Genomic DNA, 15,691 nt, shown 5'->3' with positions numbered 1-15,691 from the left:
TCCGGGAATGAGGTGACCCGCCGTGCTCGACGGACAGAAGCTGCTGGAACGATTCATGTGGCTGTCCATCGCCGCATCAGTTGCCACCATCGTGCTCAAGCTCGTCGCCGCGTGGGTCACCGGGTCGGTGGGTTTTCTCTCGGACGCCATCGAGTCCTTCATCAACGTCGTCGCGGCCGTCGTCGGGCTCTGGGCGCTGAAAATCTCCGCGAAACCGGCCGACGTCAACCACAACTTCGGTCACGCCAAGGCCGAGTACTTCTCCGCGCAAGTGGAGGGGTCGATGATTTTGGTCGCATCCGTGGCCATCATCTACACCGCCGTCCAGCGGCTCATCGATCCCCAGCCGATCGAGCAGGCCGGAGTGGGCTTGCTCTTATCGACGCTCGCCGCAGCGTTGAACCTCGCCGTCGGCGTAGCGCTGGTGCGGGCGGGCAAGAAACACCGCTCCGCGACTCTCGCCGCTGACGGACGCCACCTCCTCACCGACGTATGGACCACAGCCGGGGTGCTCGTGGGCATCGCGCTGGTGTGGCTGACCGGGTGGGAGATTCTCGATCCCCTCATCGCGCTGGCCGTCGGAATCAACATCCTCGTTACCGGCTACACCCTGCTCAAGAATTCTCTTGTCAGCCTCCTCTCAGAGGCCCTGCCGGAGGACGAGCGCCTCGCCATCAAGAACTACCTCGACGGCGTGGAAGAGCAGCACGCAATCAAGTTCACCGACGTGCGCACGGCTGCATTCGGGCGTGAGCGCCTGGTCAACGTCGTCATGCAAGTGCCCGGGCAGTGGAATGTGGACCGCGCGCACGAATACGCCGACATGGTCGAAGACGGCGTGGACGAGGCCGTTGGAGGCGCGCGGACGATCGTGCACGTCGAGCCGCTGGGAACCACAACCCACGTGGAGTTCAACTGGATTTAGCACCCCCGATCTAGCCCCATTGTTGAAAACTAATTGGAAACTGGGTTTAATGGAAACTAGTTGAAAACAGCGAGAAAGGATTGTTCCATGAGCACCCACACCATCCATGAGACCCACGACCACGTCCACGGCGAGGGCTGTGGCCACGTCGCGGTCCCCCACGGCGACCACGTCGACTACGTGCACGACGGCCACCTGCACCGCAGCCACGACGGCCACTGGGACGAGTGCATCCTGGCCGAGCACACCGAGCACGGCGAGCACGCCGGCCACACCCACGGCGAGGGCTGCGGCCACGTCGCGGTCCCCCACGGCGACCACGTGGACTACATCCACGACGGCCACCGCCACGCCGCTCACGGCGACCACTACGACGAGCACTAGTCCAGTACCCGTCACGTAGTTGCAAAAGGCCCCTTGATGGGGCCTTTTCGTGTGCGTTCCTCAGCTAAACGCTAGACAGCGGTGTAACCACCGTCGACAAGGTGGTAGCTACCGGTAATGAAGGAAGCCTGATCGCTGAGCAGGAACGAAACCAATGCGGCGACCTCATCTGCCGTGCCCAAACGCCCGGTCGGGTGCTTGGCAATAAGGCCCTCGCGGGCTTCGTCAGGCAGGTTCTTGAGCAACGGAGTATCGATGTATGCCGGGCCCACAGCATTGATGCGGATGCCTTCCGCGCCATATTCAGCAGCGGCGTTCTTGGTCAGGCCAACAACGCCATGCTTCGCGGCGGTGTAAGCGGCATTGCCAGGAGCTGCGACCGTGCCGTGGATCGAGGCCATGTTTACGATCGCGCACTCGGAGGTGTTCCCCTGCGTAAGGAACTGCTCAATCTGGTAGCGGTTGCCGTAGGCGACGCCCGAAAGGTTGATGGCAATGACGTTATCCCAGTCCTCCAGATCCATCTCCCCGACCTTGTTGGACGTGCCACCGATACCAGCATTGTTGACAGCGAGCTCAAGGGAGCCGAACTTCTTGACAGCAAACGCCACGGCTTCCTTGTTCTTCTCAGAATCGGCAGTGTCAATCTCGAACGACGCTGCCTCTCCGCCAGCTTTGACGATCTCCTCAACAACCGTATCGGCGGCATCGACCTTCAGATCCGCCACCACTACCCTCGCACCTTCGGCGGCGAGCTTCTTGGCTACCGCCGCGCCGATGCCCGAGCCTGCGCCGGTAACGAGTGCGACCTTGCCCTGAAAAGTAGACATACTATTTCCCTTCAATGTATTTCCTACGATGCAACATCTAGTGTACCGACGTAAACGAAGAGTGGCGCCGCGCTACGCTTCGCGCGGCTCGAGAAGATCCGGCTCGCCGGATGGTCGTCAAAGCCAGGTCTGGGCACGGTTTTGTGAAACGATGAGGTGGCAAACAGCGAATCAAGCTGATCAGTTGAAACCCCCACCCACCACGAGCCCGATGTTGGAGCTCACCCAAAAGGTTCATCAAATGACTGTCGTTAATAGGCCCCAACCGCGTCACGCGGCGACACCACCTCGTTTCCGCGCCTCCGACACCCCGGAAAAAGTGCTCGCCGGTACACCCGCCTTGATCATCGGGTTGAGCGCGCTGATCGCGTTGATGGTCTTCCGCACTTTTCACCAGCCCGAGGACCACGCGTTGCGCTGGCGAGTGCCCCTCGACCTGGAGATCTATCGCATGGGCGGGCAGGCACTGCTGCGGGGCGAGAACCTGTACGACAAGGCCTACATCTTCGACCTGCCGTTTACCTACCCGCCGTTTGCAGGTGTGCTGTTTACCTCGTTCGCGTATCTGACGGACAACGCACTCATCATCCTATGGCAGATCGGGATGCTTGCCGCCCTCGCGGTGATCATCGCTTTGGTGTTTCGCGAGCGAGGTTTCAAGCTCACCCCACTGACCCTCCTGGTCTGCGTGCTGCTGTCGTGCGCCAGCATCGGCAACGAAGCTGTCCACGGCACGCTCTTCTTCGGGCAGATCAACATCTTCCTCATGCTCCTCGTCGCGCTCGACATCCTGCCCGGTAGCCGGCGCCTGCCGGGGATGGGCATCGGAATCGCCGCAGGGCTGAAACTAACCCCGGCCTACATGGGTTTGGTGCTGCTGTTTCAAAAACGCTGGTGGGCCGCCGTCATCTCGGTGCTGACCTTCTTCGCAACCGTGATCATCGGTTTCGCCTTCGTGCCCGACGCCCGCCACTTCTGGCAACACGCCATGTTCGATTCCTCGCGCGTCGGCAGTTCCGAAAACACGGGGTCCAAATCCGTCCTCTCCGTGATGCAGCGCACCTTCGGGCTGGAGGGCGGCACGGTGTGGATCCTCTCGGTGATCGTTATCTTCGTATTCACCTGCCTCGCGCTGCGCACGGCAATGCTGCGCAACAACCGCTCGATGGCGTTCGCGCTCACCGGCATCAGCTCCTGCCTGGTGTCCCCTTTTTCCTGGTACCACCACTTCGTCTGGCTCGTGCCCCTGAGCGTGGTGTTCTTCCTCGCCGTCAACGAGTGGGCTGCCGACCGCTTTGGCGCTTCGCTTGAAGGCGCCCTCGCTGGCCTCTCGTCCCTCGCGGCCATCGTCTGCTTCCATATCCCGTTCGTTTCCTACCCGGTGTGGCGCGCGATGTCGTCTCGCGGAATCGACGAGCTCTCCCAAACCACCCCGTGGCTCGGCACGATCTGGACCACGCTGTGCCTCCTGTTCATCGTCGGTTACGCGATCTTCGGGTTCATGCCGCGTGGACGTGGAGTCCGTAGCACCTCCTCTCGGCCCAAAGGTATCGGACTGGCCGAGGAAGGTTCTGCCGCGGCGGAGTAATCAACGCAAAGACCCCCTCTCGCTGAACTGCTCCCCACTAGTCGGTAACTGATTTCTCAGTCCAACTAATGGGGAGCAGTCCAGACTACGGTGCTCGGGGTTCTACCAATGGGTTTCACCACCGTGTTTGTCCCCTACCGTCAGCTTGGGTCTGAGTCCGAACCCTTCCCGGGAAAGATCGTTTCGGCTGGTCCCACCTTCTGGACCGATTATGTCCAAGCTGCCCCCGTCTTGTGGGTGGTAGCGCTTACGGTGGCGGTTCTCATCATGAATCTGAGAAAATCACACCGCCCTCGCGGTTAGGTTACGCACTCGAAGAAAGCCGGAAACAACCTACGCCTTGATCCCCTTGAACTTCCGTCCGAGGTCGCGCGCGATCTCGCGGTCTTCGGTGCGCTGCTTGATGTCGCGGCGCTTGTCGTAATCCTGCTTGCCCTGGGCGAGTCCGAGCTCGACCTTGGCGAGGCCGTCTTTGAGGTAGAGCTTCAGGGGGACGAGGGTGCGGTTGCCGTCGCGAAGCTTGCCCTCGAGCGAATCGATCTCGCGGCGGTGCAGGAGCAGCTTGCGGGTGCGGCGCGGCGAGTGGTTCGTCCACGATCCCATCGAATACTCGGGGATGTGGAGGTTACGGAGCCAGACTTCCCCATCGTCGATGGTGGCGTAGGCCTCGACGAGGGATGCCTTGCCGTCGCGAAGCGACTTGATCTCCGTGCCCTGCAGGACTATTCCCGTCTCGTAGGTGTCCAGGATCGTGTAATCGTGCCGCGCCTTGCGGTTCGCGGCGATGACGTTGCTGCCGTCGGACTTCTTCTTTTTCTTTCCCATAGCGCTACTTCCGTACGTACGACCGCAACGCGATCTGGGCGACGACGCCGGAAACGATAACGGCTCCGAGTCCAACGAGCGGCATCACGGTCCACACCGCCGAGTCCGGCAGCTTGGCCACGAGCAAGTTCTCGTACACCCTGGTCAGCATCGGATCGACCACGTGGGCCTTGGCAAACCACACCCCGACAGTAGCCAAGATGGCGCCGACGAACGTGGAGATGACCGCTTCGAGGATGAAGGGCGCCTGGGTGAACCAGCGTGTGGCGCCGACCATGCGCATGATGCCGATCTCCTCACGCCGGTTGAACGCCGCGAGCTGCACCATATTGGAGATGAGGAAGATCGCCGCCAGCGCCTGAGCCGCCGCGATGAGGAACGTGGCGTTGCGGAAAGAGTCCATGGAATCAGCGGTGCTGCGCACGTCGCTCGCCTGGTCGGCGACGAAGGTGACCTGCGGGAGGTCGCGGACGGCGTCGATAGGCGATGTGTCCGTCGGGTCCTTCAACCGCACGTGGAGCGCGGCGGGCATTGAGTCACGCGAGGTCTCTTGGACGAGAGCTGGGTCCGACTCTTTGAACAGTTCGACGAAGCGGTCGTAGGACTGCTCACGGTTGCGGAAGGTCACCGATTCAATGCGGTCGTCGCTCTGCAGCTTGTCGCGGACCTGCATGCAGCTTTGCGACGAACAGTCCTTGTCCTCCACCGAGATCTTCTCATCGAGCTCCACCATGACCTCGACTCGGTCGAGGTACAGGTCCTTGGTGTTGCTGGTCACCTGCGAAATGAGAATGCCGGTGCCGACGAGTGCGAGCGACAGCGCGGTGGTGATGATCAGCGCGATAGTCATGGTGAGGTTGCGGCCCAGGCCGCGGAAACCTTCGCGGAAGATGAAGTTCCAGTTCATTGCGTTCCTCCTCTCGAGAACTCTTAAACGTTGGTGGAGCCGTGGACCCCGTAGATGCCGTGGGCGTCGTCGCGCATGACCTTGCCCAAATGGAGCTCGATGACCCGCTTTCGCATGTCGTTGACGGCGCGCGCGTTGTGGGTGGACATCACCACTGTCGTGCCCATCCTGTTGATGCGGGCGAGCAGCGCCATGATGTCGTCGGCGGTGGAGGGGTCGAGGTTGCCGGTGGGTTCGTCGGCAAGCAAAAGCGGTGGCCTGTCCACGAACGCGCGGGCGATGGCGACGCGTTGCTGCTCGCCGCCGGAAAGCTCGCCCGGCATGCGGTTCGCTTTGGCGTCGAGGCCAACGATTTCGAGCGCTTCCGGCACGAGTTTCTCGATCTTCGACTTCGGTTTGCCAATCACTTCGAGCGCGAAAGCGACGTTGTCGTAGACGGACAGCTTGGGCAGCAGACGGAAGTCTTGAAAGACGTAACCGATCGACTGCCGGAGTTTGTTGACATCCTTCCCCTTGAGCGCATTCACATGGAACCCGTCGAAGTGGATGTCCCCAGAGGTGACGTTCTCCTCGCGGATGAGCAGCTCGAGGAACGAGGACTTGCCCGAACCGGACGGGCCAATGAGGAAGACGAACTCGCCGTTATCAATGGTCAGCGAGACGTTGTCGAGCGCCGGCCGCGTCGAAGTCGGGTAGACCTTTGTCACGTTGGAGAAGGTGATCACTCACGTCACTCTAGTTCGCGAGCCTCCCGTAATAGAAATCTCGCCCCTAAAAATCGCAGGTGACACAGGATGTTCTGAGCCGATCAGGAAACTTCAAGATGTTTTGCTTAGAAAGGTTTTATAGTGGCTGTTAAACAGATCACAACCAAGGAGGAAATGTGGCGGACTACAGCTACCAACCATGGCACGAACTGCACCAAGGCATCGAAGGAACTCGGCTGCGGGATTCATTCCGTGAGCTCACCGGACAAGAATTCGCAGAGGAAGTCGAGATCCTCGCCCGCCAGTTGTCCACCCTGGGAGTCGGCCCCGGGGATGTCGTCGCCACGTTCCTGCCCAACCGCCTTGAACTCCTCACCGTGATGGGTGCCGCGTGGCGCCTCCGCGCGGCAGTGACGCCAATGAACCCGACGTTCACCGCGACCGAATCCGCCTACCAGGTCGAGGACTCCGGCGCGAAGGTCGTCGTGACGACGAACGACTTCGCTGCGCGCCAACCGGAAGAGTGCTTCCCCGGCGCCCGGGTCCTTCCCTTGTTCGAACTCGCTGTTTCCGGCCAGCACCCGACCCACGAGGATTCCAGTTCCCCGCTGGCTCTGCCTGACTTGCCCACTCCCGACGACATCGCGCTCATCGTCTACACCTCGGGCTCCACCGGCCGCCCGAAGGGCGTGCTGCTCAGCCACAAGAACCTGAACGCGATGGTGAACAGCATCTCGGGCGCGCTGGACATGGGCGGAGAGATTAACGCACTCATGCCGTTGCCGCTGTTCCACTCCAACGCGATCCTGGTCAGCTTCCTCGCTCCTTACAGCCGCGGCGGCAAGGTGAGCATCCTCGACCGATTCAATCCCATGGAGTTCATCACCGCGGTCGCGGAGTACCGTCCGACGTACTTTTCCGCGGTACCGGCGATATTCGCCTACCTGCTGCAGCTCCCGCCCGACTCCGGCGTGGACTTCTCCAGCCTCAAGTTCGCTGTCTGCGGCGCCGCTCCCGCCTCGATCCAGCTCATCGAGTCGTTCGAGCAGAAGTACGGCGTGAAGATCCGCGGGGCGTACGGCCTCACCGAAGGAACGGTCGGCTCCACCGCCGTTCGGCTTGACGACGACCCACCCTCCGGCACCGTCGGCCGCGCTCTTCCCGGCCAGGAAGTCCGGATCATGGATGAGGACGGCAACTTCCTACCGGTCGGCGAGCCCGGCGAAGTGGTGATCAAGGGCGACAACGTCATGGTCGGCTACCTCAACAAGCCCGAGGAAACCGCGAAGACGATCGTCGATGGCTGGCTTCACACCGGCGATGTCGGCTACCTCGACGAGAACGGATTCCTGTTCCTCGTGGACCGCATCAAGGACATGATCATCCGCGGCGGCGAGAACCTCTACCCGTCCGAGATCGAGGCCGCTCTCAACACTCACCCGGACGTCGTCGAGTCCGCAGTTGTCGGGCTTCCGCACGAGGTGCTCGGCGAGGTGCCGGTGGCGTACGTGAGCAACTCGAACCCGTCCGCGGTGGACACTGACGCGATCCTCGACCACGTCCGCCCGCAGCTGGCAAAGGTGAAGTGGCCCGTGCATATCTCCGCGGTGGAGGACCTCCCCCGCAACCCGGTGGGCAAAGTCGACAAACCGACTCTCCGGAATATCGCGAAAGACGACTTTCTCGGCTAACCACTTTTGAAATCCAATTCCCGAAAGGAAGCCTTATGACTTTTTCCAAAATCGTCGATGGCCCGGAACAGGCGCTCGAGGGACTCGAAGACGGCATGACGCTGGCCGTCGGCGGCTTCGGTGTCTGCGGCAACCCGCTCGTTCTGCTCGATGGGATCGTCGGAACGGGAGTCAAGGACCTCACGGTCTACTCGAATAACCCTGGAACGATGATCGACGACCGGCACCTCGGTCTCTCCACACTGTTCCAGTCGAAGCAGGTGAGCAAGTTCTGCGGCTCCTTCTTTGGCTTCAACAAGGAATTCGAGCGCCAGTACTTCAATGGCGAGATCGAAGTGGACCTCATCCCCCAAGGCACCTTGGCCGAGAAGATGCGCGCTGGCGGTGCCGGCATCCCCGCGTTCTACACCGCGACCGGCGTGGACACCGCCCGCGCAGACGGAGGCCTGCCGTCGCTGTACAACTCCGAGGGCGAGCTCGTGAAGACATCCGAGCCGCTCGAGACCCGCGAATTCGAGTTCAAGGGCGAGACGCGGACGTATGTTCTCGAGGAGTCTGTTATCACTGACTTCGCGCTGCTCCGAGCGCATAAGGCCGATCCGGAGGGCAACCTGATTTTCCGCCGCACCGCCGGCAACTTCAACGCTGACGCCGCCACCTGCGGGAAGATCACCGTCGTCGAGGTGGAGCACATGGTGGAAACCGGTGATCTGGACCCCGACGAGATCGACGTGCCCGGCATCTTCGTCGACCGGATCTTGCCGCTGACACCGGAGCAGGCGACGAGCAAGTTCATCGAACGATCGACGGTCCGCCCGCGCGAAGAGGCGCCCACAGAGGAAGCCCCCGCCGCGAGCGAAGCCGCGGCTAGCGACGAGCCGAAGAAGGGCTGGTCGCGATTGGAGATTGCGGAGCGCGCAGCCCAAGAGCTTAAGGACGGAGAGTACGTCAACCTCGGCATCGGCATGCCGACGGCGGTGGCGAACTACATTCCCGCCGACATCCACATCACTCTCCAGTCCGAGAACGGCATCCTGAAGACTGGTCCCTACCCCTACGAGGACGAGGTCGACCCCGACATCATCAACGCCGGCAAGGAATCGGTGACGATCCTGCCGGGCGGTGCCACCTTCAGCTCTTCCACATCGTTCGCGATGATCCGCGGCGGACACGTCGACACCGCGATCCTCGGCGCGATGGAGGTATCGCAAAACGGCGACATTGCCAACTGGAGCATCCCCGGCAAGAAGATGACCGGCATGGGCGGCGCCATGGACTTGGTCAAGGGCGCCCGAAAGGTCATCGCGATCATGGACCACGTCGCCCGCAAGGACGGCTCCTCGCGCATCCTCAAGGAGTGCACACTGCCGCTGACCGCCAAGGGCGCGGTGGACACCATCATCACGAACCTGTGCGTCTTCACGGTGGACGAGAACGGGCTGAAGCTCGTTGAACTCGCACCCGGAGTGACGGAGCAGGACATCGCCGACAACACCGTGGCGGATTACACGGTAGCGCTGTAGTCGCGCCTGCGGGATCCGCTCCCGCCCCTCTTTCGCTCAAGCGGTGGCAGCCACCTCTTTCAGGTGGCCGCCACCGCTTTTGTTTTGCACATCTAAATGTCTGGCGGTTTCGTTCTTGCATGTCAAAGCCATGTTTTGTACGCGCGGCATAAAGATCGCTCAATTGTTTAGCCACACAAACATTGTTGAGAGTGTCAGCCTCCTCTTATGGTTAAGCCTCAATCCTGTAAGCCACATCACAGTCCGGAGACGGTCTCCGGGGTAGACGGGCGGTACCTACAACGGGTCCCGCCTTGCGCAGCGGGATCGGAGAACCAGACATTGAAAGGAGAGACCGATGGCTTGGTCTACACCCGACCTCCTCGATACGCCCTACGAGGAGTACAAGAAACTTAGCCTGAGTGAGCGTCTGCGGCTCTCAGGTGCGAGCCTCGCAGAGATCGGGCTCGGCTCCCCAAAGCAGGCTCTTCTACCTGTTCAAGTGCACGGCCTACGTGGTCATCGGCTTGACTGTTTCGACGCTTTTCGCTGGCGTTGGTAACCCCCTCAACGTGAGCAACTGGTGGGCGGAGCCGATCGTCTACCAGAAGTTCCTCTTGTTCGCGATCCTCTGGGAGCTCTGCGGTCTCGGCGCCAGCTCTGGCCCTGCGGGCTTCCACTACGTGCCGCGCTTCGGAGCCAACAAGTACTGGTCGAAGGTCGGAGTGATCAAGCGCCCTCCATTCGGCGGACGGCTGCCGGGCCAGGGCGGTGACACCCGCTCGATCGTGGACGTGGCCGTCTACTACGCGCTGGCGCTTTCCCTGGTCGTAGGCATCGTCATTCCACCCACTAACCACGATTACGTTGCCGAGTACATCCCGGGGCAGACGGCGGCATGCTGCCAATGTGGTCGATTCTGGTTCCACTCGTTCTCATCCTGTTCCTGGGGTACCGCTGCCAGCACCTCTTCCTCGGCATGCGCAACGACCAGTACTTCCTCGCGCTACTCTTCGCGCTGGTTCTGAACCCCACGACTACATCATTGGCGTGAAGATGATCATCGTCCTCGTCTGGATGGGTGCCGGCGTGTCCAAGTTCGGCCGCCACTTCGAGTACGTCGTTCCGGTCATGATGGCCAACGCTCCGTACATGCTCAGCAAGCGCGTTAGCCGCCTCTTCTTCCGCAAGCACCCGCACGACCTCCAGCCGTCGTGGCTGTCCCTCGCCATGGCGCACGTGCTCGGAACCGTCGTCGAGCTGATCTGCCCGCTGGTCCTGCTGCTGTCCGGCAACTTCTACGCGGCCGCCATTGCAGCGTTCGTCATCATCGGCATGCACATCGTCATCATCCTGTCCATGCCGATCGCGGTTCCGCTCGAGTGGAACATCCACTACATCCTGCTGACAGTCTTCATCTTCTTCGGCTTCCCGGTTTGGGAGGGCTACGGGCTTGGTTCTATCAGCAGCGTCTGGGCCGGCGTATTCATCTTCTTCTGCGTCCTGATTGGCCCCGTCTTGGGCAACCTCAAACCGGAATGGATCTCGTTCCTCATCAGCATGCGCCAGTACGCCGGCAACTGGGCGTGCACCGTGTGGGCCTTCTCCCCGGAGGGCATCGAGAAAATGTACACCGACTACCCGGGCGCTATCCCCCGCCCGAGGAGATCATCAAGGCCGGCTTCGGCGAAGAAGCTAAGTTCAAGCTCATGGACAAGGTCCTCGCGTGGCGCTCTATGCACTCCCAGGGCCGCGGCTTGCTCTCGCTGCTCACCCGCGAGCTCGGCCCCGCCGTCGATGGCTACGAACTGCGCGAAGGCGAGTACATGTCCGCATGGCTGCTGGGCTGGAACTTCGGTGAAGGCCACTTCCACGTCCCGACCATCTGGCCGTCCGTGCAGAAGCACCTCAACTTCAAGCCGGGCGAGTGCGTCGTCGCATACGTCGAATCGCAGCCCCTACACAAATCGACGCAGCGCTACGTGATCTACGACATGGCGCTGGGCGTGCTGGAAACCGGTGAGTGGAAGGTCAAGGACTGCATCTCGGAACAGCCGTGGCTGCCCAACGGTCCGATCCCCGTCAACCCGGACCCGGAGTTCCAGGGCCGCCAGTTCCTGCACGAGCGCATCGCCCTTTACACTCGGGACGCACAGCAGCCGGTTCCGCAGGTCTAAAGAGCCCTCTCCCCATGCGCCCTCCCGCGCCGTGGGGGATCCACCTTTCAATCGCCTTCTAAGAACGAGGAGCACCGCTATGAAAGCAGCAATCGTCGGCAGTGGCCCCAATGGCCTGGCCGCGGGGATCACTCTGGCCCGCAACGGATACGACGTCACTGTCTATGAATCCGCGGCCACGCCCGGCGGCGGCATGCGCAGCAATGAATCGCTGCGCAGCGGTGTCGTCCACGATATGTGCTCCGCCGTTCACCCGATGTCCGTGGTGAGTCCCTTCTTCCGCGAGACCGACCTAGCCAAGCACGGCCTGCGGTTCGCTTTCCCCGAGGTGGACCTCGCCCATCCGTTGGACGGCGGCCGCGCCGGCGTCCTCTACCGGGACATCGAGAGGACGTCCGCTGGACTCGGTTCGGACGGACGGCTGTGGAAAGCGACGTTCGGGCCGATGGCTGCGAACTTCGACAAGATCGGGAGCTCCGTGTTCGGGCCGATGCTCACCATTCCCAAGTACCCGCTCTCCTTCGGCTACTTCGGAATGAACGCGGCGCTGCCGGCACAGCTGTCAGCGAAACGGTGGCGTTCGGACGAGGCCCAGGCGCTCTACATCGGTGTTGCCGCGCACAACTTGACTCGGCTGGACACGCCGATGAGCTCGGCCGCCGGCACCCTGCTCACCGCCGCAGCCCACGTGGCAGGATGGCCGGTCGCGGAAGGTGGCAGCGGGTCGATCGCTGCGGCCATGGTCGCTGAGCTCGAAGAGCTGGGCGGAAAGGTCGAATGCGACCACGAGGTGACGTCACTGAAGGAGCTTAGAAACGTCGACGCAGTCATGCTCGACGTCAGCCCTTCCATCGCGTTGAAGATCTGCGGGGATGAGCTCCCGGCACGTCAGCGACGCGCCTACCGCAACTTCCGGCATGGGGTCGGCGCGTTCAAGGTCGACTTCGTCATCAAGGGCAAAGTCCCCTGGACGAACGCCGAGGCCCGCAAGGCGGGCACAGTTCACGTCGGCGGGACCGCAGACGAGGTCGCCCGCGCCGAAAAGGCCGCGGCAGCAGGCGGGTTGTCCGACCGGCCATTCATCCTCGTCGGCCAGCAGTACCTCGCCGATCCCTCGCGCAGTAGCGGCGACTACAACCCGCTTTGGGCATACGCCCACGTCCCCGCCGGATACCGCGGGGACGCGACGGAAGCCATCGTCACCCAGATCGAGCGGTTCGCGCCTGGTTTCCGCGACATCATCGTCGAATCGGTCTCCTACTCGACGGAAGCGGTGCAGGATTACAACGCGAACTACATCGGCGGCGACATTATTGGTGGCTCGTCGGACATGATTCAGCTGCTTGCCCGCCCGATCTTCGCTCCGGACCCCTACTTCACCGGGATCGACGGGGTCTACCTTTGCTCGGCGTCGACCCCGCCGGGCGCTGGTGTGCACGGCATGAGCGGCTGGCAGGCGGCGAGCCGCGCGATCAAGGCCCGCCGAACCTAGGTGCCGCCCCACCCGATGAACGCTACAGAACGCCAGGAAGATGACCAGTTCGGTCTTCTCGCTCACCGAGTGTCAGAGAATTTCGAGGAGCTGGTTTCCACAGTCACGCATATATAGAGGACACTCTCTTCCCCAACATCGCTCCGTCGTTGCGGGAAGACCTCTATGACAGCGTGCACGCGAACATCGCCAACCTCGTGCTCTTGCTGCAGGGCAGGCTCGACCTCGACGCGATCAACTACATGGCTCTGCCGGAAGGGGTCACCCGGTTCGCCCAGTCTTGCGCCCGGCACGGCTACTCGGTGACGACGCTCACCTTGGCCTACCACCAAGGGCAGAACGCCATCGAGCGCGCGGTGCTGGTCACCATTCAGGAGCAATTCGCGGAGCAGGATGCCGTGTCCTCGGTGACCGACCACTTCGATCTGCTCGAAGAGGCCATGTCTCTCTGCCACGAGTTCTTGCTCATCGTGCAAGGAAAAGTCGTCGAGGTCTACACCTAGAGCTAGAGAACTCTTCCTGCCCGGCAATACGGCGACTCTTGAAACGGTCAACGCGATTCTCGCCGAACCTGAGAAGGCACCGCAAACCGGCGAGGTGGAGAATTACTCTCTTGACGGCCAACACGCAGCCGCGGTTGTCTGGATGCCGTCGCCGGAGCCGCTCCCCGCGAGTGAATCAGTTGAGATAGCTCAGAAGATGGCCCGTGTACTCGGATCGACCTCGAAAGTGCTAGTCGTCTTTCCCCGCCCCGGCGAGATGTGGGTGTGGATGAAGAACCCGATCCTCAACCTCGCGCCGAGCGACAGTGGACCCGCGGAGCTGATCGCGGGACTGCTTCCCAAAGATGCGCGCGTGGCATTTGGTCCGTCTGCTAAAGGAGCGGCCGGCTTCGCCTACGCACACGCTCACGCGCCGCTTTCAACAGCTAGCGCAACGCGCAGAGTGCTCCGTCCCCCGCATTGTGGATTACGCCGCTCCCGGCGCGGCTGTCGCGGCGGCGTTCGTTGACCAGGTGGACGTCGCGTCCAACTTTGTCCGGCTCACACCTGGCGAACTGGCATTGCGGGACCACAACGCGGCCCTGCTGCGTCAAAGCGCGCGATTGTTCCTGCTCCATGGCACGGACGAGGCCGCCAAACAGCTATATACCCATCCCAATACGGTCAAGTACCGCAACAAGCGGTTCCGGACATCCTCGACCGTGGCACCCTGCGCGCGTCCGATATCCAGCTCGCGCTCGATCTGACCCACTGGTACGGCGACGCTGTGCTGTGGAGTTCGCTGTAGCGGCAGAGCCGCTGGCAGACCGCCGGTCTACTCCCCGGCTTCCCGCTGGGCCATGCGCCACCGGATTCCCGTTTCGAGGAAGCCGTCGATGTCGCCGTCGAGGACCTTCTGCGGGTCGTTGACTTCGTACTCTGTGCGCAGGTCCTTGACCATCTGGTACGGGTGCAGGACGTAGGAGCGCATCTGGTTGCCCCAGCTGGCGTTGCCGCCGGCACCGAGCGCATCCATTTCCGCTTTCTCCTCTTGGCGCTTCTGCTCCAAGAGTTTGGACTGGAGGACGTTCATCGCAGAGGCCTTGTTCTGGATCTGCGATTTCTCGTTCTGGCAGGTGACCACAATTCCGTGGGAAGGTGGGTGATGCGCACCGCCGAGTCGGTCGTGTTCACTGACTGTCCGCCGGGACCGGACGAGCGGTAGACGTCGACGCGGATGTCCGAGTCCGGAATATCGATGTGGTCGGTTTGCTCGACGACAGGCAGCACTTCCACTTCGGCGAATGAGGTCTGCCGGCGCCCCTGGTTGTCAAAGGGCGAGATGCGGACGAGGCGGTGCGCGCCCTGCTCCACCGACAACTGGCCGTACATGTACTCGCCGTGCACCACGAACGTCGCCGACTTGATGCCGGCCTCCTCCGCGTACGAGACGTCGTAAATGTCGACCTTGTAGCCGTTCTTCTCCGCCCACCGCGTGTACATGCGCATGAGCATCTCGGCCCAGTCCGCGGCATCGACGCCGCCGGCGCCGGAGCGGATATTCACCACCGCCTCGCGGGCATCGTATTCGCCGGAGAGCATGGTGGTGACCTCAAGGGATTCGACTGCGCCGGTGAGGTCGGCGAGTTCGTCGTCGGCAAGCGAAGCGTCCCCCTCTTCCTCCGCGAGCTCGTACATCACGGGGAGATCGTCGAGACGCTGCCGCAAGCCGCGCACTTTGCGCAGCCGCGCTTGGACGTTGGACAGCTCGGTGGTGATCTGCTGCGCGTGCTCCGGGTCGTCCCACAGGCTCGGGTCCGCCGCTGGCTCTCCAGCTCCCGGGCCCGCGAATCCATCTCGTCGAGATCCATCACCTTCTCGATGGTGGTCATCGTCGCGTCGAGCGATTGGATGCGTGCGCTAGTCTCCGGTTGCATACGTGCGCAGTCTAGTGGACGGCGCAATAATGGCTGGCATGAGCGACCTAGCCCACGCATTCATCGCCGACTTGGAACACGCCGAAGACCGCGAACTCGCGCCCGCCCTCGTCGAGACGGCGGGCGAACTCGCGCTGTCCATGCGCAACCGCGGGCTGGAGACGAGTCAGAAGACGTCGGTGTCGGATGTCGTCACCGAGGCGGACACGGCCGCGGAGAAGTTCGTCGCCGACGTGCTCGCCGC

The 15,691-nt window shown here is 62.3% G+C and carries 15 protein-coding genes and 3 pseudogenes; 13 read left to right on the top strand and 5 right to left on the bottom strand.

Features of this window, described 5'->3' with window-relative positions:
* The first annotated feature begins 55 nt into the window (after window positions 1-55).
* Window positions 56-925, top strand: coding sequence for a cation diffusion facilitator family transporter (locus tag BLS40_RS00085; protein ID WP_092151969.1), 870 nt, complete (start codon window positions 56-58; stop codon window positions 923-925).
* A gap of 87 nt (window positions 926-1,012) precedes the next feature.
* A complete protein-coding gene (locus BLS40_RS00080) occupies window positions 1,013-1,309 on the top strand; it encodes a hypothetical protein (protein WP_092147135.1) in 297 nt (98 codons plus the stop codon).
* Between the two features lie 71 nt (window positions 1,310-1,380).
* Here the strand turns inward: BLS40_RS00080 and BLS40_RS00075 are convergent, their stop codons facing one another.
* Complete coding sequence (locus tag BLS40_RS00075; protein ID WP_092147133.1) at window positions 1,381-2,139, bottom strand: SDR family NAD(P)-dependent oxidoreductase; 759 nt, start codon at window positions 2,137-2,139, stop codon at window positions 1,381-1,383.
* 241 nt (window positions 2,140-2,380) lie between these two features.
* Here BLS40_RS00075 and BLS40_RS00070 point away from each other — a divergent pair, with 241 nt between their 5' ends.
* Window positions 2,381-3,727: a glycosyltransferase 87 family protein gene (locus tag BLS40_RS00070; protein ID WP_092147130.1), complete on the top strand. Its 1,347-nt coding sequence runs from the start codon at window positions 2,381-2,383 to the stop codon at window positions 3,725-3,727.
* Between the two features lie 333 nt (window positions 3,728-4,060).
* Here BLS40_RS00070 and smpB read toward each other — a convergent pair whose 3' ends face one another.
* Genes smpB through ftsE form a run of 3 tightly spaced genes read right to left on the bottom strand, consistent with a single transcriptional unit; the run spans window position 4,061 to window position 6,184 of the window.
* Complete coding sequence (gene smpB / locus BLS40_RS00065; RefSeq protein WP_092147127.1) at window positions 4,061-4,552, bottom strand: SsrA-binding protein SmpB; 492 nt, start codon at window positions 4,550-4,552, stop codon at window positions 4,061-4,063.
* 4 nt (window positions 4,553-4,556) lie between these two features.
* Window positions 4,557-5,459: a permease-like cell division protein FtsX gene (ftsX, locus tag BLS40_RS00060; protein ID WP_092147124.1), complete on the bottom strand. Its 903-nt coding sequence runs from the start codon at window positions 5,457-5,459 to the stop codon at window positions 4,557-4,559.
* A 23-nt stretch (window positions 5,460-5,482) separates the two neighbouring features.
* Complete coding sequence (ftsE, locus tag BLS40_RS00055; RefSeq protein ID WP_092147121.1) at window positions 5,483-6,184, bottom strand: cell division ATP-binding protein FtsE; 702 nt, start codon at window positions 6,182-6,184, stop codon at window positions 5,483-5,485.
* 158 nt (window positions 6,185-6,342) lie between these two features.
* On the opposite strand from ftsE, the gene BLS40_RS00050 reads away from it, so the two are divergent.
* The 9 genes and pseudogenes from BLS40_RS00050 to BLS40_RS00015 all read left to right on the top strand — a co-directional run bounded on the left by BLS40_RS00050 (window position 6,343) and on the right by BLS40_RS00015 (window position 14,277).
* Window positions 6,343-7,857, top strand: a complete 1,515-nt coding sequence (locus BLS40_RS00050; RefSeq protein ID WP_092147118.1) for a class I adenylate-forming enzyme family protein — start codon at window positions 6,343-6,345, stop codon at window positions 7,855-7,857.
* Between the two features lie 35 nt (window positions 7,858-7,892).
* On the top strand, window positions 7,893-9,380 hold the full coding sequence (locus tag BLS40_RS00045) for a 3-oxoacid CoA-transferase subunit B (protein ID WP_092147115.1): 1,488 nt from the start codon (window positions 7,893-7,895) through the stop codon (window positions 9,378-9,380).
* 401 nt (window positions 9,381-9,781) lie between these two features.
* Window positions 9,782-10,387 carry a DUF3556 domain-containing protein gene (locus tag BLS40_RS00040; RefSeq protein ID WP_092147112.1) on the top strand — a complete coding sequence of 202 codons (606 nt, stop codon included), beginning with the start codon at window positions 9,782-9,784 and terminating at the stop codon, window positions 10,385-10,387.
* A 28-nt stretch (window positions 10,388-10,415) separates the two neighbouring features.
* A pseudogene (locus BLS40_RS11340) lies at window positions 10,416-10,931 on the top strand (DUF3556 domain-containing protein); the annotation flags it as partial.
* Entirely contained in the window at window positions 10,898-11,536 is a 639-nt protein-coding gene (locus BLS40_RS11285) for a DUF3556 domain-containing protein (RefSeq protein WP_092147109.1), read from the top strand. The pseudogene BLS40_RS11340 and the gene BLS40_RS11285, both read left to right, overlap by 34 nt.
* 79 nt (window positions 11,537-11,615) lie before the next feature.
* Window positions 11,616-13,028, top strand: coding sequence for a phytoene desaturase family protein (locus tag BLS40_RS00025; protein WP_092147106.1), 1,413 nt, complete (start codon window positions 11,616-11,618; stop codon window positions 13,026-13,028).
* A 173-nt stretch (window positions 13,029-13,201) separates the two neighbouring features.
* Complete coding sequence (locus tag BLS40_RS00020; RefSeq protein ID WP_092147101.1) at window positions 13,202-13,531, top strand: hypothetical protein; 330 nt, start codon at window positions 13,202-13,204, stop codon at window positions 13,529-13,531.
* Window positions 13,532-13,625: 94 nt separating this feature from the next.
* Window positions 13,626-14,039: a hypothetical protein gene (locus tag BLS40_RS11335; protein ID WP_172807980.1), complete on the top strand. Its 414-nt coding sequence runs from the start codon at window positions 13,626-13,628 to the stop codon at window positions 14,037-14,039.
* On the top strand, window positions 13,993-14,277 hold the full coding sequence (locus tag BLS40_RS00015; protein WP_157672416.1) for a hypothetical protein: 285 nt from the start codon (window positions 13,993-13,995) through the stop codon (window positions 14,275-14,277). Before BLS40_RS11335 ends, BLS40_RS00015 begins: the two co-directional genes overlap by 47 nt.
* A gap of 68 nt (window positions 14,278-14,345) precedes the next feature.
* Here the strand turns inward: BLS40_RS00015 and prfB are convergent.
* A pseudogene (prfB, locus tag BLS40_RS00010) lies at window positions 14,346-15,447 on the bottom strand (peptide chain release factor 2).
* Between the two features lie 38 nt (window positions 15,448-15,485).
* On the opposite strand from prfB, the pseudogene BLS40_RS11030 reads away from it, so the two are divergent.
* Window positions 15,486-15,686 (top strand): annotated as a pseudogene (locus tag BLS40_RS11030) (inositol monophosphatase family protein); the annotation flags it as partial.
* Between the last annotated feature and the right edge of the window lie 5 nt (window positions 15,687-15,691).

It is taken from the genome of Corynebacterium mycetoides, from assembly GCF_900103625.1.
Classification (GTDB): Bacteria; Actinomycetota; Actinomycetes; order Mycobacteriales; family Mycobacteriaceae; genus Corynebacterium; species Corynebacterium mycetoides.
The sequence above is the reverse complement of the archived record's forward strand: the minus strand, read 5'-3'. Positions and strand labels throughout refer to the sequence as shown.